The organism is Streptomyces sp. NPDC058375, assembly GCF_042723425.1.
Taxonomy (GTDB): domain Bacteria; phylum Actinomycetota; class Actinomycetes; order Streptomycetales; family Streptomycetaceae; genus Streptomyces; species Streptomyces durocortorensis.
In genome coordinates this window covers 1-1,069 of the sequence record NZ_JBHXJG010000500.1, presented here as the reverse complement: position 1 = coordinate 1,069, position 1,069 = coordinate 1, and the positions used below count along the sequence as shown (strand labels likewise).

Here is a 1,069-nt window from a genome sequence, read left to right as displayed (position 1 = left end):
CTTGCCTGGAGTGGACTCGAAGGAGTTGGCTGGGGCGTCATGAAGTACACACAGCTCGGACGTACGGGACTCAAGGTCAGCCGGCTCGTCCTCGGGACGATGAACTTCGGCCCGCAGACCAACGAGTCGGACAGCCACGCGATCATGGACTCCGCGCTCGGCGCGGGCCTGAACTTCTTCGACACGGCCAACGTCTACGGCTGGGGCGAGAACAAGGGGCGCACCGAGGAGATCCTCGGCACCTGGTTCGCCCAGGGCGGCGGACGGCGCGACAAGGTGGTCCTGGCCACCAAGATGTACGGGAACATGGCCGCCGAGGGCGAGGCCTGGCCGAACCACGACAAGCTCTCCGCCGTGAACATCCGGCGGTCGGTCGACGCCTCGCTCAAGCGCCTCCAGACCGACCACATCGATCTCTACCAGTTCCACCACGTCGACCGGAACACGCCCTTCGACGAGATCTGGCAGGCGATCGACGTCCTGGTCCAGCAGGGCAAGATCCTCTACGCCGGTTCCTCGAACTTCTCCGGCTACAAGATCGCCCAGGCCAACGAGCAGGCCGCCCGGCGCGGTTCGCTCGGCCTGGTCAGCGAGCAGTGCATCTACAACCTCGTCGAGCGCCGCGCCGAGATGGAGGTCATCCCGGCCGCGCAGGAGTACGGCCTCGGGGTCATCCCCTGGTCGCCGCTGCACGGCGGGCTGCTGGGCGGCGTGATCAGGAAGACGACCGAGGGCGGCCGCCGCGCCTCGGGCCGCGCGGCCGACGCCCTGGCCGACCCGGCCACCCGCGCCCAGCTCCAGGCGTACGAGGACCTGCTCGACAAGCACGGCCTGGAGCCCGGCGAGGCGGCCCTGGCCTGGCTGCTGACCCGCCCCGGTGTCACGGGCCCGATCGTCGGCCCGCGCACCGCCGAGCAGTTGGACAGCGCGCTGCGGGCGCTGGAGCTGGACCTCCCGGAGGCGGTGCTCACCGGCCTGGACGAGATCTTCCCGGGCCCGGGGCCGTCGCCGGAGGCGTTCGCCTGGTAGGAACGGGCCGCGAGCGTGGACAAGGGGGCCTCCCGTCACC

Annotated in this window: 1 protein-coding gene; it reads left to right on the top strand. The window is 70.4% G+C overall.

All coding sequences use genetic code 11. The features are described from left to right. The first annotated feature begins 39 nt into the window (after positions 1 to 39). A complete protein-coding gene (locus ACFWM7_RS35350) occupies positions 40 to 1,029 on the top strand; it encodes an aldo/keto reductase (protein WP_383268899.1) in 990 nt (329 codons plus the stop codon). Positions 1,030 to 1,069 lie beyond the last annotated feature (40 nt).